Source organism: Pseudomonas sp. KH_050 (assembly GCF_057838875.1).
The window spans coordinates 3,789,580-3,808,304 of record NZ_CM174478.1; the positions used below are offsets into that span (position 1 = coordinate 3,789,580).

16 protein-coding genes are annotated in these 18,725 nt (G+C 59.2%); 10 read left to right on the forward strand and 6 right to left on the reverse strand.

The window, feature by feature from the left end:
• Positions 1-29 precede the first annotated feature (29 nt).
• A complete protein-coding gene (locus AC3IUA_RS17190; RefSeq protein WP_489355650.1) occupies positions 30-812 on the forward strand; it encodes a helix-turn-helix transcriptional regulator in 783 nt (260 codons plus the stop codon).
• Positions 813-860: 48 nt separating this feature from the next.
• Here AC3IUA_RS17190 and AC3IUA_RS17195 read toward each other — a convergent pair whose 3' ends face one another.
• The 5 genes from AC3IUA_RS17195 to AC3IUA_RS17215 all read right to left on the reverse strand — a co-directional run bounded on the left by AC3IUA_RS17195 (position 861) and on the right by AC3IUA_RS17215 (position 6,133).
• Positions 861-1,967 carry a DmpA family aminopeptidase gene (locus AC3IUA_RS17195; RefSeq protein WP_489355652.1) on the reverse strand — a complete coding sequence of 369 codons (1,107 nt, stop codon included), beginning with the start codon at positions 1,965-1,967 and terminating at the stop codon, positions 861-863.
• Between the two features lie 127 nt (positions 1,968-2,094).
• Complete coding sequence (locus tag AC3IUA_RS17200) at positions 2,095-3,690, reverse strand: MFS transporter (RefSeq protein WP_489355654.1); 1,596 nt, start codon at positions 3,688-3,690, stop codon at positions 2,095-2,097.
• Positions 3,687-4,784 carry an HlyD family secretion protein gene (locus AC3IUA_RS17205; RefSeq protein WP_489355656.1) on the reverse strand — a complete coding sequence of 366 codons (1,098 nt, stop codon included), beginning with the start codon at positions 4,782-4,784 and terminating at the stop codon, positions 3,687-3,689. The genes AC3IUA_RS17200 and AC3IUA_RS17205 overlap by 4 nt, the downstream gene beginning before the upstream one ends.
• A gap of 91 nt (positions 4,785-4,875) precedes the next feature.
• Entirely contained in the window at positions 4,876-5,289 is a 414-nt protein-coding gene (locus AC3IUA_RS17210; RefSeq protein WP_489355658.1) for a cupin domain-containing protein, read from the reverse strand.
• A gap of 82 nt (positions 5,290-5,371) precedes the next feature.
• Complete coding sequence (locus AC3IUA_RS17215) at positions 5,372-6,133, reverse strand: SDR family oxidoreductase (protein WP_489355660.1); 762 nt, start codon at positions 6,131-6,133, stop codon at positions 5,372-5,374.
• Between the two features lie 236 nt (positions 6,134-6,369).
• Here AC3IUA_RS17215 and AC3IUA_RS17220 point away from each other — a divergent pair, with 236 nt between their 5' ends.
• The 6 genes from AC3IUA_RS17220 (at position 6,370) to AC3IUA_RS17245 (ending at position 14,615) form a co-directional block, all read left to right on the forward strand.
• Positions 6,370-7,968, forward strand: a complete 1,599-nt coding sequence (locus AC3IUA_RS17220) for a winged helix-turn-helix domain-containing tetratricopeptide repeat protein (RefSeq protein WP_489355662.1) — start codon at positions 6,370-6,372, stop codon at positions 7,966-7,968.
• A 149-nt stretch (positions 7,969-8,117) separates the two neighbouring features.
• Positions 8,118-8,759, forward strand: coding sequence for a dihydrofolate reductase family protein (locus AC3IUA_RS17225; RefSeq protein ID WP_489355664.1), 642 nt, complete (start codon positions 8,118-8,120; stop codon positions 8,757-8,759).
• A 706-nt stretch (positions 8,760-9,465) separates the two neighbouring features.
• Positions 9,466-10,251 carry a hypothetical protein gene (locus tag AC3IUA_RS17230; RefSeq protein ID WP_489355666.1) on the forward strand — a complete coding sequence of 262 codons (786 nt, stop codon included), beginning with the start codon at positions 9,466-9,468 and terminating at the stop codon, positions 10,249-10,251.
• Positions 10,252-10,588: 337 nt separating this feature from the next.
• Positions 10,589-12,025: an IS1182 family transposase gene (locus AC3IUA_RS17235; protein ID WP_489355668.1), complete on the forward strand. Its 1,437-nt coding sequence runs from the start codon at positions 10,589-10,591 to the stop codon at positions 12,023-12,025.
• 247 nt (positions 12,026-12,272) lie between these two features.
• Positions 12,273-12,842, forward strand: coding sequence for a DJ-1/PfpI family protein (locus AC3IUA_RS17240; RefSeq protein WP_489355670.1), 570 nt, complete (start codon positions 12,273-12,275; stop codon positions 12,840-12,842).
• A 534-nt stretch (positions 12,843-13,376) separates the two neighbouring features.
• Positions 13,377-14,615 (forward strand): hypothetical protein, encoded by a 1,239-nt coding sequence (locus AC3IUA_RS17245; protein WP_489355671.1) that lies wholly within the window; start codon positions 13,377-13,379, stop codon positions 14,613-14,615.
• 181 nt (positions 14,616-14,796) lie between these two features.
• On the opposite strand, the gene AC3IUA_RS17250 is transcribed toward AC3IUA_RS17245, so the two are convergent.
• On the reverse strand, positions 14,797-15,174 hold the full coding sequence (locus tag AC3IUA_RS17250; RefSeq protein ID WP_489355672.1) for a hypothetical protein: 378 nt from the start codon (positions 15,172-15,174) through the stop codon (positions 14,797-14,799).
• 867 nt (positions 15,175-16,041) lie between these two features.
• Between AC3IUA_RS17250 and AC3IUA_RS17255 the strand changes: the two genes are divergently transcribed.
• From AC3IUA_RS17255 to AC3IUA_RS17265, 3 genes are all read left to right on the forward strand, one after another.
• Positions 16,042-16,914: a GNAT family N-acetyltransferase gene (locus AC3IUA_RS17255; RefSeq protein ID WP_489355674.1), complete on the forward strand. Its 873-nt coding sequence runs from the start codon at positions 16,042-16,044 to the stop codon at positions 16,912-16,914.
• Positions 16,914-17,807 (forward strand): allantoinase PuuE, encoded by an 894-nt coding sequence (gene puuE, locus AC3IUA_RS17260; RefSeq protein WP_489355676.1) that lies wholly within the window; start codon positions 16,914-16,916, stop codon positions 17,805-17,807. Before AC3IUA_RS17255 ends, puuE begins: the two co-directional genes overlap by 1 nt.
• Before the next feature lie 173 nt (positions 17,808-17,980).
• The gene (locus tag AC3IUA_RS17265; RefSeq protein ID WP_489355678.1) at positions 17,981-18,724 is read left to right on the forward strand and encodes a protein-L-isoaspartate(D-aspartate) O-methyltransferase; all 744 of its coding nucleotides are present in this window, start codon (positions 17,981-17,983) and stop codon (positions 18,722-18,724) included.
• Position 18,725: the final 1 nt, after the last annotated feature.

The window sequence follows — 18,725 nt, forward strand, 5'->3', positions numbered from 1 at the left end:
CGATGGGGTACCCCTCAATGGGTAGCAACATGAATCTGACATTGCAGGACGTGGCTTGGCATGACGCGGTAGGCCGGTTGATCGAAACGCTGGACCGACCCAATTTCTGGACGGCGCTGGTGCGTTTGCTCGGCCGTTACGTACCCGTGGACAACTGGGTGGTGCTGATCTTCAGTTCGGGCAGGCCGCAGGTATTGGCCGAATCTCCCGGCGAGGACGGTGGCATGGATTCGCTGTTCCAGGACTATCTCAAGGGTCTGTACCTGCTCGACCCGTTCTATCTCGCCAACCGCGAGGCACCACAGAGCGGCCTTTTCCGCCTCGACGATGTCGCACCCGAGTGCTTTGAGCAGACCGACTACTATCAGCGTTATTTCCGCCTCAACATCGTCACCGACGAGGTACACATCAACGTCCAGCTCGATACCGAGCGGACCCTCAGCTTGTCTCTGGGCAGCCAGTGCCGCTTCAGCCTGGAACAAATTGCCTTGCTCGGCCTGATCCAACCCTGGGTCGGCGCCCTGATGCGGCAACGCCTGGTGTTCGAGCGGGAGATGAAAGAGTCCCCGGAGCTGCCACCCAGCTGGCAGAGCCGCCTGGAATCAGCCACCAGGCAGCTGAGTTCGCCTCTGTCGGCGCGTGAGATGGAAGTCGGCCGCCTGATGCTCAGCGGTTGCTCGAACAAGGAGATCGCTCGCAAACTGGCGATTTCCGCAGAGACCGTGAAGGTCCACCGCAAGCACATGTACAGCAAGCTCGGGATCAAGTCCCAGTCCGAACTGTTCTCGCTGTTTCTGCAGGCGCAGGAATGAAAAACGCCCGACACTCGCAATGAGTGCCGGGCGCCATCAGCGTTTGGATCAACTCATCCGGGGCTGCCAGCCGACCTTGCGCATGGCCGACAACAGTTGCTCGGGTTTGAGCGCCAACGCTCGACTGCCACACCCTTCAAGGTCGCTTGCGGCAAGCATTGCATTGAGGATGGCCTCCTCGACCGCGTCGGCGGCCGCCACGAACAGAGCCGAAATATAGTCGTTGTTGACCATCTGCAAATCGGTCGTCGGTTCGCCCGGACAGCCATGATTGGCTACCGGCAAACCGCGATTGCCTACCGAAAACGCAACGAAGATATCGCCGCTGGAATCTTCCGTGCCACCGCCGACCCGTGCAAGACCAACGCTTGCCCGCTGCGCCAGGCGCGTGCACTGATGCGGCAGCAAGGGAGCGTCGGTGGCAATGGTGATCACGATCGACCCCATACCCGCCTCACCGACGTTTGCGGTACTTTGAAACGGCGATGGTATGTCATCCAGAACCCCGCCCACCGGATAACCCGCCACACGCAGCGCACTGCGCACGCCATAGTTGGCTTGCACCAAAGCGCCCACGGTCCAGCCACCCTCCTCGGCGCTCAGCACTCGCGAGGACGTACCGATGCCCCCCTTGAATTCGTGGCAGATCATACCCGTGCCACCGCCGACACAGCCCTCTTGCACCGGTCCGGAGCGCGCAGCTGCCAAAGCCGCCTGGACATGTTCGGCAGTGACATGTTGACCCCAAATGTCGCTCAATACGCCGTCGTAGGTTTCCAGTACCACCGGCATGCACCAATAGGTGTGGAGCTTTGCCATCTCCCGCTCGGCAGCCACCAGCGCGTCCCGCACCACTCCGACGCTATGGGTGTTGGTGTAAGCGATTGGCGTGGTCAGCAAGCCTGCTTCGCGAATCCACTCAAGGCCCGTGGCATCGCCATTGCCGTTCAACACATGGATCCCGGCAAAGCAGGGTTCCAGATGCGCCGCGACTGCTCGCGGCTCGATAACGGTAACGCCAGTATGAATGGAGGTTTCGCCCGATTCGACATTGAGTGTGTGATGACCGACCCGCACACCTGGCACATCGGTGATGGCGTTGTGAACGCCCGGGTTGCCCGAACCAATAGTGATGCCTAGGTCACGTAAACGCATTGTTCCACTCTCCACATTCGATCAATTAAGGTGCTTGAAGTGTAGAAACCTGACGGGCACTTAGCGATAACCTGCATTCAGTACCCCAAAGGCGTTAGCGATCCAGTGCTGGTTGGCGTGGGCTATCTCACGCTACGGTTCGCGCAGCGCGCACTTTCGCGTATCGCGAAAGTCCGATCTTGATGCCGACCAGCATGGGGGCGGCGATTGCAAAAAGCAGGGTAACTGCGAGGAACGCGGTGTCGAAGGCAATCACCGTGGACTGACCTGACACGACCCGGCCCAGCAGGCTCGTCGCTGCCCGGCCAGCGGCCGCTGCATCCATCCCTTTCGCCGACAGCATGGCTGTCGTGGTCGTCAGCCGCTCGATGACCGCGGCCCCCCCGGGGGTGACGCTGGCGCCGAGGACCACGGCATTGGCGACGACGTTATGCTCGATCAGGGTCTGGAGCCCTGCGACCCCCATAAGGCCACCCAGCTGGCGACCCGTATTGAAGAGGCCTATGCCGCAGGCGAGGTTTCGGCTGTTGAGGTCGCTGAAAGCGATCAGCGTGATCGATAGAAACAGGAAGCCAAGGCCCAGGCCGCGCAACAGGATGGCGGCCATCATGTCGTCGGTGCCGCTTTCGCTGGTCGAACCGGACAGCATCCACATCGCAACCATAATCATCAGGATGCCAAAGGGCACTGTGGCGAACGGCGGAACGCGGCGGACCTGTATGAGAAAGGCAGCAATGAGCAGCGCGCCGATAAAAAACCCGCCACTGGGCAACAGGAGCTGGCCGGCATCGGTAGGCGTGAACGCCAGGACCGACAGGGCGAACGCCGGAATCAGGAACGCGCTGCCGAACAAGGCGGCGCCGGCGACAAAACTGACGATAAAGGCGAAGGTAAAATCGCTCGATTTGAACAGGGTGAAGTCGAGCAGACCTTGGCCTTTGGCCAACACTTGTTGGCCGAGAAATGCCAGCAGAGCGGCTGCGCCGATCACGCTCAGCCAGAGGATGCGCGGCTCCTCGAACCAGTCCCATCGGCTGCCCTGGCTGAGAACGTAGGTGAAACAGAACAGGCTGGCAGAGATCAGTAAGAAGCCGATCCAGTCAAACGGACAGTGCCGGACCTTGGCGGGCCTTGGGCCGTCTGCGATCAGCAGAAGTCCGCTAGCCGCCAAGGCCACCGGAACAACGCTGAGGAAGATCCAGGTCCAGGATTGGCTATCGATCAACCAGCCTTGAAGGGCCGGGGCGAGCGTCGCGGGCGCGACAACGGCGCCCATGGCAAACAGGGCTTGAAGGATGGGTTGACGGGATCGCCGCCAGGCGCGAAATATGAGCGCCTGGCCCCCGACCAGCAGGGTGCCGCCAGCGAAACCCTGAATAATTCGAAGCGCGACCAGCAGGTCCAGCCGAGCGGTGATGGCGGCAATGCCGCACGCCAGGCCCATGACCAGGATTGAGCCGATGATCACATGACGCGGATCGAAACGCTTCAGCAGCCAAGGGGCGGTCATGAACCCGATCAGCTTGAGCGCGGTGTAGCCGATATCCAGCCAGGCAAATTCATCAGGCGTTGCATAGGTGTCGCCGATGATGTCGCCGCGTCCGAGCGACAGAACGGTGCTGGCGACCGCTTCCGTCAGCGTGGCAAGCACGATGCCCGCGATGAGCAGGACGCCGGTCGTGGCGCCGGCGTTGCTCCGCGTAGCGGTAGCCTGCGTGTTCATGAGTCATCCCCTTGCGCAACCTCGACCCGCGCGGACAGGCCCGGCACGATGCGGCCCGGCAACGGGTTGTGGACAAGCAGGATCTTTACCGGAACCCGCTGCACGACACGCACAAAGTTCCCTGTTGCGTTGTCTGGGGGGAGCAAGCTGAACGCCGACCCGCTACCCGGTGCAAAGCTGTCGACCACGCCTTCAAGTGCTTCGTTGGGATAGCCGTCGACCGCGATGCGCACGCGTTGGCCGGGGCGGATATGTTCGAGCTGGGTTTCCTTGAAATTCGCCACGACCCACACATCGTTGACCGGCACGATATCGAGCAAGGCAACGCCCGGCGTAACGAAGCGGCCGATACGGACCTGGCGGTTACCGACAACGCCATCAACAGGCGCGCGGACCACGGTGCTGTCGAGATCGATCTGGGCGAGATCACGCGCGGCCTGCGCCTGCGTCACCGCAGCAACGGCAGCTTCTCGCTCGGCCACCAGGACGGTGATGTGTTGCTGTTGCGCCTCTACCGTTGCCGATGCCGCCGATACCGTCGCCTCGGCTCTGGAGCGTGCCGTGCCGGTTTCATCGACCAGGGCTTGGCTGACCGCGTTGCTGACAATCAGTTTGCGGCTGCGATCGTGGGTCTTGGTCGCCAGATTCATCTCGGCCGAGGCCGAACGTCTCTGGGCTTCGGCCTGCCGAATCAGGGCGCGTTGAAGCTGGGTCTGGGCATCGACATGGGTCAGGCGAGCCTGGGCAGCGCTGACATTGGCCATGGCTTGCTCAAGCCGTGCGCGGTAATCCCGATCGTCGATCCGAAACAGCACGTCGCCCGCCCGGACGCTCTGGTTGTCCTCGACCTCTAGCGCAGTGACATAGCCGGCCACCTTTGCCGCGAGCGAGGTGACATCGCCGCGGACATAAGCATTGTCGGTCGAGGTTGTGCCGCTCCAAAGCGCCATGGCCCATCCGGCGGCCAGGACCAGCACGGCGCCGACGCACAGCAGTATGCCGATCATCTTTCTCTTGCTTTGCCGCGCCACTACGACAGGCATCTCGGCGCTAGCGCCGGTGGCAATGGTGGCCTTGTCCTGGAGCGCGTTCATGTTCTCGTTTCCTGTTTAATGCCAAGGATCTACGGCCGGGCGGCAGTCGTCTGCCGCCCGCTGTCAAGCGTCGATGAGCGCGTTGACGGGCTCACTTTCCGATGGGCGTGACGAGCACCTTTTCGTCGCTGTCGAGGACGAACACGGCCAGCAGGCGTGCAGGTTTCGTGTCGCTGGCGTTTGCGCTGACCTGGTGAAGGGAGCCAGGCTCTTCAACGAAGTTTTCGCCGACGTTGTAGATCTTTTCCGGCGCGTCGTTGATGCGGATACGGACCGCCCCCTCAAGCACCGTTGCATAGATGAAGGCAGTTTTCGGATGCGTGTGGGCCGGCGACGCGGCGCCCGGCGCGTACTCGACGAGCACGCCCTTCATGCTCTTGCCAGGGATGTCAGGAATGGGGCGGTCGAATACCACCGTCACCTTGCCTACGGGCGGGTCGCCGGCCGACACCGTGGTGATCGACAACGCTGCGAAGGCAACGGCCAAGAGAAATCGGCTAAACATGGCAATGCTCCTTGGTGCGTGGGTGATATGACGGCGCGACCCGGTAGCGGGTCGACGCCTTGCTGATTTGTCCTTGGGAGCCTCAGCGCCCCGCTTGGGCCATCGACTGACCGAGCCAGTCCTCGAAGCGGATCGCGCCCAGGCGCGGGTGCTTGCCGGGGGTCAGCGATTGATCGTCGAGAATGGCGCCGAAGTAGCGCGCATGCACGTCCGGCACGACCTTGCGCGTGTCCTGAGTGGCCCGCAGAAAGCGCCTGACCAGGTCGTCGAGTGGCATGGCCTCGGGACCGGCGACTTCGACCGTGCCATTGACCGGCGTTGCCAGCGTGACATCGACGAGCGCCGCCACCACGTCGTCGGACGCCATCGGCTGGATCAGCGCCGGCGACAGGCAAATCTCCTCGCCGACGGTGGCCGACTGCGCAATGCCGCCGACAAACTCGAAGAACTGCGTGGCACGCAGGATGGTGTAAGGAATGCCGGACGCCTTGATGAGGTTTTCCTGCGCGACCTTGGCCCGGAAATAACCGTTCTCGGGAAGCCGTTCGCTACCGACGATCGACAGGGCAACGTGATGGCGAACGCCAGCAGCCGCTTCGGCGGCCAGCAGGTTACGGGCCGAGGTTTCGAAGAACTCGAGAACCGCCTTGTCTTCCCACGAAGGCGCGTTGGCCACGTCGACGACAATCTCGGCGCCATCCATCGCTTGGGCCAGGCCCTCGCGAGTGATGCTGTTCACGCCTGTGCCGGGGGCAGCTGCGAGTGCGTCATGGCCGCGCTCGCGGAGGTTCTGCACAAGTTTCGATCCGATGAGGCCGGTGCCTCCGATGACGACGATCTTCATGGGTTCTCTCCGCTTCCCGACGGCAACCATTGCTGTCGATGTAGAGAAAGAGTGCCTGCGCGCGTGAGGGAAGTCCTTGTGCCGGCCTTGAGTTTGCCTTCGGGCAAGCCTGGTTTTTCGTCCAAAGCAACAGTTGCTCGACGGGCATCCCATGCCGTGGACGGTGCGGCTGGTTACGCGCTGCCGTATTATCGATACCCGGTACTAATCGCCAGCTCGATCAGGGGATACTCACCTTGCAATTCGTGTTTGAAGACTACGTGCTCGATCAGGAGCGCCGGGAACTGACCTTGCGCGGGCAAGTCGTGGCCGTCGGGCCGCAGGTCTTCGATCTATTGCTGCAGCTGGTCAGCAACCGCGATCGCGTCGTCAGCAAGGACGACCTGCTCCAGGCGGTGTGGAGCGGCCGGATCGTTTCGGAATCGACGATCACCAGCCACATCAATGCGGTGCGCAAGGCCATCGGCGATACCGGCGAGGAGCAGCGCCTGGTGCGCACGGTCCCCCGCAAGGGTTACCGCTTCGTCGGCCAGATCAAGGTCGGCGAGGTCGGCGAAGCGCGACAGCCTGACGGGCCAGGCATCGGCGAACGCGCGCCCGCTGACCCGAAGCAAATGCCTCCCGCCGCGCTCGCCCTGCCGGACAAACCCTCCATTACTGTCTTGCCCTTCCACAACCTGAGCGGCGATCCGGAGCAGGAATATTTCGCCGACGGCATGGTAGAGGACATCATCGGCGCCCTGTCGCGAATCCGCTGGCTGTTCGTCATCGCGCGCAATTCAAGCTTCACCTACAAAGGCCGGGCGGTGGACGTCCAGGGCGTCGGCCAGGAGCTCGGCGTGCGCTACGTGCTGGAAGGTAGCGTGCGCAAGTCCGGGAACAAGGTACGCATCACCGGGCAGCTCATCGACGCGACGAGCGGGACGCATATCTGGGCGGAACGCTTCGAAGGCATGCTCGACGACATCTTCGAGCTGCAGGACCAAATCGCCGAAAGTGTCGTCGGCGCCATCGCGCCGCAGCTCGAACGGGCGGAAATCGAGCGCGCCCGGCGCAAACCGACGGAAAGCCTGGACGCCTATGACTATTACCTGCGCGGAATAGCGAGGCTGCACAGCGGCACCCGCGAGGCCATCGAGGAGGCGCTGCCGTTGTTCTACAAGGCCATCGAGCTCGATCCGGAGTTTGCATCGGCCTATGGCATGGCGGCCTGGTGCCACTTCTGGCGCAAGGTGAATGGCTGGATGAGCGATCGGACTCGAGAGATCGCCGAGGGCACGCGGCTCGCACGCCTGGCGGTGGAGCTCGGCCGCGATGATGCGGTGGCGCTGACGCGAGGCGGACATGCACTTGCCCATCTTGCCGGCGATGTCGATGGCGGCATTGCTTTGCTCGACAGGGCACGCCTGCTCAATCCCAACCTGGCCCCGGCCTGGTTCCTGGGCGGTATCCTGCGTGCGCTGCGCGGTGAAACAGACGAAGCCATTGAGCATTTGGCGCATGCCACTCGCTTGAGTCCGCTGGATCCGGAAATGTTCAGGATGCAGGTTGGGATGGCGCTCGCGCATTTCTTCGCCGGGCACTTCGACGCCGCTTCGGCCTGGGCGGAAAAGGCACTGGGGAACCTGCCCAACCTGCTGGTACCGGTTGCCCTGGTGGCGGCCAGTCATGCGCTCAGTGGACGAATGGACAAAGCGCAGCAGGCGATGCAGCGCCTGCACGAGCTGGATCCATCGTTGCGCGCCTCCAACCTGAAAGACTGGCTGCCCATCCAGCGGCCCGAGGACCTTGCGCGGTTCGCCGATGGACTGCGGCTGGCCGGGTTGCCCGAATAACCGCGGCCCGATTGGCCCCTCGCCGATATCGCACTGTCGATTTCGCAGAGTCTCGTTCGACTATCGTCAGGGAATGAATCCGATGGGTCGCAGTGATCCCAGGCGTTCCCTGTACGAGAACGTTCACAAGGACGAACCAGGAGAAGCGTATGCGCAAGCTCATCGTTGCTGCTTTCATTAGTCTGGATAACGTTATTCAAGCGCCCGGCGGGCCTGAAGAAGATCTCAGCGGCGAATTCCGCCTCGGTGGCTGGATAGTGCCCTACGCCGACGAAGCCACCGGCCAGGCCGTGCAAGACCTGTTCTCGCAGCCGTTCGAGTTGCTGCTGGGGCGTCGCACCTACGACATATTCGCCGCGTATTGGCCGCGCGTTCCTGCCGATTCAGGCAGCCGCACCATCGCTGACCTGTTCAACAGCGTGCCCAAGCACGTGGCCACGCATCGACCCGATACGCTTGATTGGCAGAACAGTCATGCGTTGGAGGGCAACCTTGCCGAGGCGATACGCGCGCTCAAGCACCAGGACGGCGCCCACCTATTGACGCAGGGCAGCGGCGATATGGTGCGCCAATTGCTTGCAGCCGGGTTGGTGGACGAGCTTCGGCTTATGATTTTTCCCATCGTACTTGGGCGCGGCAAGCGCTTGTTCGGCGACAACGCACAAGCGTCGGCCTTCACTTTGGCGCACTCGACCAGCACGCCTGGCGGTGTGTTGATCACCCGCTACGTGCACAGCGGCGAGGTGCGCACAGGATCGTTCGAAAAAGTTGATCCGGGAAAAAACCAGTGACGCCTGACAACGCGTTGAAGGCCGACGTCCCTGGCGGGTCGCGGCCTTGACTCGAACGTCAGGCCACCTTGTTTATGGACCTCACCCGGTGGTGGAACCTGTCACCGTAATTTCCGGCCATCACGCAGGCGCTCGGTCGAGCAAACGCGCCTGCCCCGCTACGGGTCGTCAGCTGCAACGCCCCAGGCGCAGCAATCGGCCCAGCGTGTGTAAAAACGCGGCCACGATCTTGCGAATGAGGGGCGCAGCCACGTGTGTTGCCGAATGGAATTGCGAGCAAAGGTGCAGTACCTTGTATTTGTAACATCCTCGTGTCGCCATCCTGTTCAGGTTGAGAGGTGGTTCTCATGAACAACATCGTCTACATCGTCGGGGCAGTTGTGATCGTCCTGTTCATTCTCTCGTTCCTCGGGTTTGCATAGGTTCGAAGACCGACTTTGTTCATCGTTTGGGTTCGATTGACCCTGACGTGGACGTCTGCCTCGTCACCGTTCCTTCGAGGGTGGCACGGGCGACTGTCGCCTGTGACGGCAGGCTGCACTCGAACCATTGCAGACGGTTGACGGCCCAGAAATGTTAACGAGAAAGCTATCGATCGGTTGCATCAACACTGTGCACCTCAAGTTCTCTTATCTGCTGCCGATACAGACGCTGTATAAAAGCCCCGCAACCTAAATCCTAAAAATCGCCTAGGGAAAGACGCTTGATGAAAAAAATAGTTGTGACTATATTTTTTATGTCTCTGCTCGCATCAGCTTATTCTAATGCTGAAGAAAAGTACGATATTAAATGTACCTTGGACAGTGGAGATGTAATGACACTCAGCCATAGCAACGATACTGCTTATATAGAATTTTTGGGACCGAATGACGATCCAGATGAAGGCGGAAGCGTGATTAAACTGGATATTCCGTCCGGTGGAGCACAGCAATTTCTGAATAAGAGCAGCGAGGTCAAGCAGTCATTCGTCCTCAGGGGAACTGACGATGAGGGCGCTATCGCTGTCGGTTACGAAAATCATGATGGAAAGTTGGATGCTTATTTTAGCTCCATGAATAGCCTGGGGAAGGAAATCGAAAGACATACCTGTAAACCCGAGACAATCCAGGCAGACCAAGCACTATTAACAAAAGGCATTGGGATCAAGGTGCCCTCTCAGAAAAATCAGCCGGATGATGCTGGTAAAAAAACAACAGATACCCCTACAGGTTCTCCTTTTAAAATAAGCGTTGACGAAAGATTATACCAGTACGGCACCATTAAGACGCCTTACAGAACAGTCAACATCATTAGCACCTCAGATGATTTAGTCATTAACAGCGTTACAGTTAATCGAAATCAATGTTCAGAAAGCATGGGAAACCCCAAGAAAGCATTCAAATTGCCTTTCGGCAAAACCATTACGTACGACTATAACATCCAATACAAGCGGTGTGATGTGGTTGAGATTGTAGTTAAAACAAATAAAAATGACTGGACCTTCAGGCCTTAAGAAAACTCGCCCAAGCTAATTTAATTATTTATATTATATTTTTGCCGCCATTTGCGTGGCAGAAATATAATAATTGCTATCTATCTGTGATGGACTATTCCTCAGCGTGACTGCCCACAGTCAGGCACTGGTTTGTTTTCTTCCCGACAAGCCGCATTACTTTGCTTCTTGACCTTCGCGTCTCCAGTTTGAACATTCGAAGCTTCACGCAAGAGCTGCGACTGGCAGCATTGGGTCGACTCCTGTCGGTGGCATCAGGCAACTGTCGACCCAGGCTGTGTGAAAACGCCAGTGATTGTCTAACCTTCTGATCGTCGAGATCGTATCGGGGGCGATCATGAAGCGATTCATCGAAGGTGAGGCTCGGACGCAAGTGACGTTGCTGCCGGAGTGCCTGGACGATTACGTAACGGAAGAAAATCCAGTGCGAGTGGTCGACGTTTTCGTCGATGAACTCGACCTGGGAGTACTTGGGTTTGAAGGTGTTGATCCTGCTGCAACGGGGCGTCCGGCCTACCATCCCGCGATCTTGCTGAAGATCTATATCTACGGCTACCTCAATCGGATTCAGTCCAGCCGCCGGCTTGAGCGTGAGGCCGAGCGCAACGTCGAGTTGATGTGGCTAACGGGGCGTTTGGCTCCGGACTTCAAAACCATTGCCGACTTCCGCAAGGACAACGGTAAAGCCATTCGCAGCGTCTGCCGCCAGTTCGTAATTCTTTGCCGTAACCTCAATCTCTTCTCTCAGTCGATCATCGCCATCGACGGCAGCAAATTCAAAGCCGTCAACAACCGCGACCGTAACTTCACTCAGGGAAAAGTGAAGGCACGCATGCAGCAGATCGAACAGAGCATTGAGCGTTATCTTGCGGCGATGGATTCGGCGGATCGGGCAACGCCCGAGGTAGCCGAAGCCAAAGCTGAGCGGCTGAAAGAGAAAATAGAAATCCTGAAACAGCAGATGCACAAGCTCAAGGACATCGAGGCGCAATTGCGCGAAAGCCCGGACCAACAAATCTCTCTCACCGATCCAGATGCGCGCTCAATGGCCACAAGCGGCCGAGGCACTGGAACGGTTGGCTACAACGTACAAACAGCAGTCGATGACAAGCACCACCTGATCATCGCCCATGAAGTCACCAACGTTGGAAATGATCGTGGGCAACTGAGCAATATGGCGAGTCAGGCGCGTGAAGAGGCCGGTGTCGAGACGCTGACGGTTGTTGCCGACCGAGGTTATTACAAGGGCACGGAAATTTTCGCGTGCGAACAAACCGGTATCACGACCTTCGTGCCTAAACCGCTGACGTCCGGTAGCAAAGCTGAAGGTCGATTCGGCAAGCAGGATTTCATCTACGTTGCCGCATCGGACGAGTATCGGTGCCCGGCAGGGCAATCACTGACCAGGCGGTATTCGACGGTGGAAGACGGGATGTTGCTGCACTGTTATTGGTACTCGGCGTGTCAGTCCTGCTCAATGAAAAAGCAATGCACGACGGGTAAAGAGCGTCGCGTGAAGCGCTGGGAACATGAGGCTGTACTCGATGCCATGCAGCTTCGTCTGGAACATGATCCCGGGAAAATGAAAGTGCGTCGGCAGACTGTTGAGCATCCTTTTGGAACGCTCAAATACTGGATGGGAAGCACCCATTTCCTGACCAAAACCCTGCCGAGAGTGAGCACTGAAATGAGCCTTCATGTGCTTGCCTATAACCTCAAGCGAATGATGAGTATCTTCGGTATCCAGGGGTTACTTGAGGCGATTAAGACGTGAAGCAAACCGCCAAATCATCAGCCTGTGGCTGACCAGAGCCCCTAAGTCGGCCTCGGGCGCCACATACGGGGCTGAACGATCTGCGTGGACCAGTCGGGCATTTCCTTCGCCAATTTCTCAGGTGAACAGCGCAAGTTCCAGTTTTTAACGTGTCCAGCGTGTTTTCACACAGCCTGGACCCAAAGCAGCCGTTGAGATCTATTTGTTGTCGCTTTATGTTATTCGTTTTCATGGAGGATTCTGACTGATGGCACGCGTGGGCTTGATACTGACACCCGGTTTTGCGGACTGGGAATACGCTTTCATTGCAGGAACCGCATCCCCGTTTTACGGGATCGACGTTAGGTTTTTCGCCTCTACTACGGGGCAGTTCCGCTCGCAGGGTGGATTGGCTGTAACTGTGGATAGCAGCTTGCAACAATGCCTGGACTGGAAACCGGACGTTGTTGTGGTCATCGGTGGAATGATCTGGGAGCGTGCAGATGCACCGGATATTCGGGACTTTCTTCATACTAGTCGTTCAAGTGGAGCGACTATTGCCGGTATCTGTGGGGGAACGCTGGCACTTGCGAGGGCTGGGCTTCTCGACACGGTTTCTCATACCTCGAACAGCGCTGACTTTTTACAACAGAATGCCGTAGGTTATGAAGGGGCCACGCTTTATCGAAGCAGTCAAGTAGCTGTGGTTGCTGACCGCATCATAACTGCTCCAGGTCCTGCACCTGTTAGCTTTACCTGCGCAGTGTTCGAAGCTGCCGGGTTATCTTCAGAGAGCATTTCGCAGTTCAGGTCATTGTTGGCAGCGGAACACGGGTGACCGCTTCGTCCTACAAAAACAGCCGATCAGGTGAGGTGTTCGAGTGTCCGCTCTTGGCTCAACCCAAAGCGGACGGTCGCCTCAGCCTGCATTTATCGGTGGAACATAAGCGCAAAAATTGGATCATTAGCAGATCTTTCCCTCAGATCCCCAAAACGCTTGCTGCGCTCTTCAGAATCGCTAACTGCTGCCACAAGGTACCTAGGTACGCGCCCGCTGGTGAATACGCCGGGCCATCCACTGCGACGGTCGAGGCTAGACCGTTGCAGTCCGGCCAGAAGCTGACGTTCGGGCAAGGAGAGCATTCCGCCGCCCCACACCTCGCTCCAAATTAATACCGAAGGCGGCGCCGGATACCTGCCTCCGTATTCTGCCTTTTGGCCTCATACTCGCATCGTACAGATGCCTAATAGCGGCAACCACTCTTCACCAGGTCGCTTGGATCCAAGCAATTCACATAGTAGCATGTGGCCATCTGTGCTCGCCGTCCGTACACGCGAGCACCCAAAAAGCTATGGAAGGGAGTCATGCGCAATGTCGATGCTGGAGTTCATTGGTGAAATAGGCAGAGCCGAGAAAATTCACAGAAAACCACACATACCGCGAGACAAAGCGTACAACGCCATTTCCTCCTACTGCCCAAGCGTTAACTATGACGATATTGAAATCCTCATAGATGAAACCGTGTTTGGGAATGCCAAGATTGGCGTCATCATTACCGCTGATGAAATCTGCGGGAAAGAGAATTTCTGTGACCCCTTTCACTATGCCTTGCCTAAAGTTTCATCGCTGTTCATCAAAAAAAGCTTGATGACGTCGACGCTGTATATTAATGAAAGGCAAGTTATTAAGCTGACGCAGCCATCAGGCGGCACACTGGTGCATCTGTTCAGCAAGGTTGAACAATACCTGCTGCAAAACAAGCACTCTCCCAAGCCTGCACCTGCACCTGCACCGCAATCCAGTGCGCCTCAGCCCCAAGTCAAGCTCCCCGAAACGACGAAAGCCACGCTGGACTCTCCCCGCCCGTTGCCTGAGGAAAGCGTGGCCGAGCCAGCGCTGGCTGCTGTTCCCCTGGAAGACGAAAAAACAGCTTCCAAATTCCGTCGTTGGCCGAAGGACAACCTGATCACCTCGATTCAAACTGATAAACAGCTGAACTCAGTGTTCAACTTTATTGGCGATGTGTTGAGCGACAACAAATCCAGTAAATCCGCGGCTTTGCGCAGGGAAGTCGGCGGCTTCCTGGCCAAATCAATTCTCCGGCTGAGAAAGGATTACATTGATCGCAATCACGTAACGGGCCTGATGAACGATATTGCCACGCTGGAGTTGGCAATCTACAGCATTGCTTATCTGCGGCTTGAATTGGCTGACCGTCGGGTGGACCCACGACTAATTTCATACACTTTGACCGAAGGGGTCAAAGCATTTCTTTCGCTGGACAACGCAACAAGCTCTAGAAACCTGCTGGACAACCTGCTGCATTTGGCAGCAGCCATGGGGGACAGCGTCGACGACATTACCGTCTCGTTCTACATGAGGATGGTAATGAGCAACATGAAAGGGAGCCTGGCCGATGAAGAACTCGAAATGAGCCAACTGCGCAACGTGGCCAAGTTCAATGAAGAGCTGTCACCCCAGGACGCCTTGCAACAGTTAATTCAGGAACTTGCGCTTGGAGCCTTGTCTGAAATCGGTGATATCAGTGCCAACCGGCACATCGGCTATGACGCTCAACGTTGCGCTGACAACGTTATTGACCTGTTCTAAGTTCTGTAGAAAATGCACCTGCACTCGCCCATACTGCGTTGAAACGGTCGTTGAACCAAAAACTCCTGGCAGTTTTCTGCCTGTTTCAACCAACTGCTTAGGGGCGACTGCAGTCGTTGGCAAGCGTCCGTAACCCTAATCGGTGTTTGCCTGGGCGACTCAATAGCACTGCGACGAGCACTTACAATCCGCAGGCGAGATTAGTGATCCCCGGCCCACCCTGCTCAGCGCAGCCTTTCCCCAGCACTCGCTCCAGCAAAAAGCGCCGGGCCGCCCGTGAGGCTGTGCTGATACTGCTCGGATGCTGGATGCGATAGCACTGAATCGTCCCATTCAGGTGAAACTGCCATAGCTGGTCGATGGCAATGCCTTGCTCACGGTAGTCAGCGAGTTTGCTGCATACACTGTGCTCGCCTTTGTGCGGGAAGTACTTTTGGCGGAACCGTGCGCTGCTGGCGCCGTTGGCGAAGATGACTATGTCCGGCTCGAGAACTTCGATCTGAGCCTTCAACAGCCGCTCGAATATTTCAAGCAGGACAGGGAAGTTCGCCCAACGCATCGGCGATTTGCCATTCCAGGCAAAGCTAAACAGATTGGCCCAGGCGATCCCATCGCGGCCGTGGTCGCATGCCAAGGCACGAAGCAGGTTGAAGAAACAGGAATGGCGCCTTGCCGGTCACCACATTCCAGCGTCGAGTTTCACGCCCAACTACCATGATCCGCCGCGGTGCCTGCCGGTAAGCCGCCGACGTCCCAGGAAGGAACAGGCCTGAAAGCCTGGCGAACTCAGCCTCGTGCGCGCGGCTACGGTCGAGCCAGTGGAGCGGGAGGTCTGAGAGAATGTCACGGTAGGCACGGGTCAGGGTTTGTTGCGTGCTGTCCATCGCAAGGCATTTCCTTATAGGGAATGCCTTAATAGCAAAGAGCCGGCAATCATTCAATCCAGAGCTGCGCGAAGCTTTGGCGCCCGACGTTCAAGTCCGGTGGCAGTATGAATCCGAGCCGCGATTTCAGCCCCGCCTGCCGACCCGCACCTACCGTTGGCGATAGGCAGCAATCGGCCGATTCTGTTGAAAAAGTCGATCCGCCCAATGAGCAAGAAATCTCGGCCTTGTTTGACCGATGGAATCGCTCGCTGCAAACCGGGGCCCCACACCAAGTTGTCGCCAACTATGCCGAGTGCTCAGTCCTTCTTCCTGATGTCCATGACCTCTTGCGCGATGCCTGAGGTCCCCCCTGGCTGCGATGGCCTGGATGGATACTTGAGTTGGCGCTATACCGAAAAGGTCGGACCAGACAGGGCTCACGCCATGGTGGCCTGCTTGCGCCGGTCATCCGGCTTCGGTTTTCCGGATTGCACGCACCCTGAAGCCTCCGGCCCGGGGATGGACCGCACGCTTGACTAGCGACTGAGGAGAACATCGTGGTGTCAAATCAGCTGGTAATACGCAACATGACCCGCTCCGAGCTGGACGAGCTCGTAGTCTGGGCTGCACGCGAGGGTTGGAATCCCGGCCTTCACGATGCCGAGCTGTTCTGGGTTACGGACCCTGAGGCTTTTATCGCGGCGGACCTTGATGGCGAGTTGATTGGCGGCGGCGCCATCACTTCCTACAACGGCGAATTCGGCTTCATGGGTTTCTTCATCGTTCGGCCCGAATATCGCGGGCAGGGTCTCGGCAATGCCCTCTGGCACGCCCGCCGCGAGCGACTCCTCGCCCGCTTGCGCCCGGGTGCGAGCATCGGCATGGACGGTGTCTTCGCGATGCAGGACTACTACGCCAAGGGTGGCTTCGTCTTCTCCCATCGCAACATGCGTTTTCGTGCCGAGATCCCCGAACGTCCGGCAACCTCGCTGGTTGACGGCCAAGACATCGTCCCGCTGGCTACCTTTGCGTTCGATCAGGTTCTCGATTACGACCGCACCTGCTTCCCAGCCTCGCGCCCGACCTTCCTGAGAGGGTGGATAGCCCAACCCGATGCGCTCGCCCTGGGTTGCCGGCGCGAAGGAAGGTTGAGCGGATTTGGCGTGGTGCGACGCTGCAGGGAAGGCTGCAAGATCGGCCCCTTGTTCAGCGATGACGCCCTGGCGGCCAATGCCCTCTACTCGCACCTGGCAGGCTTCGCCGCGGGTGGCCCGCTGTTCCTCGACGCCCCGGAGAACAACTGCGCCGCGATGGAACTCGTGCACCAGCATGGGATGATCGAGGTCTTCGGCTGCGCGCGCATGTATCTCGGCCCTCCTCCGGCTCTCGCGCACGAACGTGTCTTCGGCGTCACGACCTTCGAGCTGGGCTGATGTCCGGGCGCGATCTCGTCGGTTACGGCGGTTGCCCACCCCATCCGCGATGGCCGGGTGAGGCTCGCGTCGCGGTTCAGTTCGTGCTTAACATCGAGGAGGGCGCGGAGTCGTGCATCCTCAATGGCGATGCCCAGTCAGAGGCCTATCTCCACGAGCTGCCGGGCCGCCCGCCTCGCACGGGAGAACGGGACTTGAGCGTCGAGGGAATGTATGAATACGGATCGCGCACAGGCGTGTGGCGCATCCTGGAGCTGTTCAGCGCCCGTGGCCTGCCCCTGACCGCCTTCGCCGTCGGCCAGGCACTGGAACTCAATCCGCAGATCGGCCATGCGCTCTGCGCTGCCGGGCATGAGGTCGCCGGGCATGGTTACCGTTGGCTGGACTATCGCGACATCCCTGAAGACGAAGAGCGGCGCCATATCCGCCTTACACTCGACGTGATCGAGCGGATCTGCGGCAAGCGCCCCATAGGTTGGTACACAGGGCGGGTCAGTCAGAACACCCATCGCCTGTTGCGCGAGGACGGCGGGCTCCTCTACAGCTCAGACGCCTACAACGATGACCTGCCCTACTGGCTCCCAGGTTCGCCCGCACACCTGGTGATCCCGTACACGCTGGTCAACAACGACGCCCGCTATCTGCTGCCGAACGGTTTCTCTTCCGGGGAGGACTTCTTCCGGCTGCTCAAGGATGCTTTCGACCTGCTGTGGCAGGAGGGCGCGCAACATCCGAAAATGATGAGCGTCGGCCTGCACGGCCGGATCAGCGGTCATCCCGCGCGCGCGATGGCGCTGGCGCGCTTTCTCGATTACGTGCAAGGCCACGACTCGGTGTGGGTCTGCCGGCGGGAAGAGATTGCCAGGCACTGGATAGCCGAATTCCCCGCCTAGGGGCGTCTCGATGACAACAAGGCACCGCCGCTCTCAAGACCAGGCATGCGATGCAAGTTCGAGTCGTGAAGCGACCTCTCGGGTGGAGCCACCGAAGAGGTGAAACAGGATCACCTTGCCGAGCCAGCCCGCCGGCCATACGATTCGACTATTCCTCAGGCGGAGGAGTCATTGTGAAGCCGGTGATGCTCCTGACGCGCATCCTGGCGCCTGCCATCGCTCTGGCGCTGGCATCCGCCGGCCTGCATGCCGACGACCCGTTCGCGCCGTTGCGCGACGCCATGGTGCGGGAGATCGCCGACATGTCGTCCCTCACCCGCGACGAAACCGGCAGGGCCGAGTTTGCCGCGCCGGTGATGGCCGCGATGGCCAGGGTGCCACGCCATAAGTTCGTCCCGCCCGACGAGGTGCGCTACGCCTACGAGAACCGCCCGCTGCCGATCGGCTACGGCCAGACCATCTCCCAGCCCTACATCGTCGCCCTGATGACCGACCTGACGCAGGTCGGGCCCGGCGACGTGGTACTCGAGATCGGCACTGGCTCGGGCTACCAGGCGGCGATCCTCGCCGAGCTGGCGCAGGCGGTCTACACGATGGAGATCATCGAGCCGCTGGCAGCGCAGGCCGGGGAGCGCTTGGGCCAGCTGGGATATGCGAAGGTGCAGGCCCGGCTGGGCGATGGCTACCACGGCTGGCCCGAGCACGGGCCTTACGACGCCATCCTCGTCACCGCCGCCGCCAGCCATGTGCCACCGCCACTGATCGCCCAGCTCAAGGCAGGCGGGCGGATGGTAATCCCGGTCGGCGCGCCGTTCATGATCCAGTACCTGCTGCTGATCGAGAAGGCCGGCGATGGCAGTGTGTCCACCCGGCAGGTGCTGCCTGTGCGCTTCGTGCCGCTGGTCGGAGGCGGTTAAG